The 1,974-nt window shown below is 54.1% G+C and carries 2 protein-coding genes; both read right to left on the bottom strand.

The window, feature by feature from the left end:
• On the bottom strand, window positions 1-1,110 hold a 1,110-nt coding region (locus VB716_RS17445), incomplete at its 3' end, for a zinc-ribbon domain-containing protein (protein WP_416238089.1).
• An 18-nt stretch (window positions 1,111-1,128) separates the two neighbouring features.
• Entirely contained in the window at window positions 1,129-1,869 is a 741-nt protein-coding gene (locus VB716_RS07245) for an IS3 family transposase (protein ID WP_323270118.1), read from the bottom strand.
• Between the last annotated feature and the right edge of the window lie 105 nt (window positions 1,870-1,974).

Here is a 1,974-nt window from a genome sequence, read left to right as displayed (position 1 = left end):
CATCTGCAAGCCATGCTTTTGAGATCTGGCCGACTTGATGTCACCGCGCTTGCCAGCCTGATTAACGCGAAGCAAACGGACGAATCCGGCGCCGATGGGCCGAGAATCTTTTTCAGGAGTCCCTAGGTCGTTGAAGCCTATTTGTACTTTGCGCCCTTGACAAACTGGGCAACCACCATTTCTAGGTGGCGTCCGCCTGCATACAGAAGCTACCCAGATATGATTGTTTGCGCAGCGCCAAGCAAGGCTTTTGCTACTTGCACATGTTGCTTTTGTTGGATTCCAGCCCTCTGCTTCTGAAGCCAATCTAGGGTACTTTGTTGCAAGATCATTAAAACCAGGGAGAACTTGCCTCCCTGCACAAACTGGGCAGCCTTGACTTTGTGGTGGTGTACGATCATTTACTTTTGCCATCCATCGATGGCCCTTATCGCATATCCAAGCACATCTTCGGTTACTTCCGAGAGTCGCAGACCTGGGATCCCAGCCATCAGCTTGATGGTCAACATCTGGGCATAGAGTGGCAAGGTCATTAAAGCCATAGAGTGCTTTATGGCCTGAGCAGATGGGACACCCCTGGCTCTCCGGGGTAGTTCTTTTACGTATCTCTGCAATCCAGGTATGCCCAAGAGCACATCGCCATTTCAGCCGTTTATGTGACTTGGGTGAATACGAACTAGGATCCCATCCTTCAGCTTCACCTGCAATATCTGGAAATACACTTAAAAGGCCTGTCTTGCCAGAAATCGCTTTGCGGCCTGAGCAAAATGGACAAGAAGAGGAGTTGGGTGGTGTTCTATTCGCCACGGTTGCTTCCCATCTATGTCCATGGATGCATTGCCAAGGCATTTTCCTATGTGATTTTGGTAATATCTCATAGTCATTCCATCCGTCAGCTTCGGCCGCAATTTCCGGGAACAAAGTTGCCAGATCATTTGAACTAGAAAGGACTTTGTGTCCGCCGCAGTAGGGGCAACCATTGCCCTGCGGTGGTGTGCGATCATTAACCTTAGCCAGCCAGATATGGCCGCTTTTGCATCGCCACCGCATCTTTTTCCTACTGCCAGCAGTTACGGAATTCGGTGCCCAGCCATCGGCCTCATTGGCAATATGTGAGGTGGATGCCTTTTATTGGACAGCTCTGGCCCCTGACATCGTTAACCCTGGGCGGGAGGGACAGGATTCGTTCTCAGTGTAGACCTCATGGGGAGTTCGACCTCCCAGAGAGCTGTGGGGCCTTACATGGCAGTACCTCCACAGAAAGCGGGCCAGGCTGATTTCTGCCTCCCAGCCATCGCTGTAGGCACATAGGTACACCTCCTCGTACTTGACTGTGCGCCACAGCCTTTCCACCAGGATGTTGTCATAGCAGCGTTTCCTTCCGGACCAGCTGATCCTGATTTTCTCGGCTTGCAGCCTTGCCACGAAGTCCGTGGAGGTGAACTGGCATCCTTGGTCGGAGTGGAAGATCTGTGGCTTGCGGCCAGCCCCCAGCGCCACGTCCAGGGCTTCCAGGCAGAATTCCGTGTCAAGGCTGTTGGAGAGTTTCCAGCTGAGAACATTTCTGGAGAAGAGATCCACGATCGCCACCAGGTAGAGAAAGCCTTTCTGAAGCGGGATGTAGGTGATATCAGTGGCCCAGACCTGATCCACTGCCGTGACCAAGCTGAGATCCACCAGGCAGGGGAAGCGCTCGGATGGATGACCCGGAATCGTCGTGCGCGGTTTCTGGTAGATCGCCCGTAAACCCATGCGGCGCATGAGGTTTCGCACCCGGTCACGGCTGATCGGGATCCCATCTCTGGCCAGATAGCCCACCATCCGGCGGCTGCCGCAGCAGGGATCCTCCCAGGGCCTATTAGAAGTCATCCTGATGGCTGTTTCTTCGCGGCTTCCTGCCACCCCAGCAGCCTCAGCAGACCCTTGATGTCGTGCGCGAGGGCAGCGATGGCCTCGGTGATCGACCAGATCCCA

This window comes from Synechococcus sp. CCY9201 (assembly GCF_034931105.1).
Classification (GTDB): Bacteria; Cyanobacteriota; Cyanobacteriia; order PCC-6307; family Cyanobiaceae; genus CBW1002.
The sequence above is the reverse complement of the archived record's forward strand: the minus strand, read 5'-3'. Positions and strand labels throughout refer to the sequence as shown.

Excerpts from the sequence above, each read along its gene's own strand:
- VB716_RS07245 (WP_323270118.1), bottom strand. The coding sequence starts at position 1,869 with ATGACTTCTAATAGGCCCTGGGAGGATCCCTGCTGCGGCAGCCGCCGG.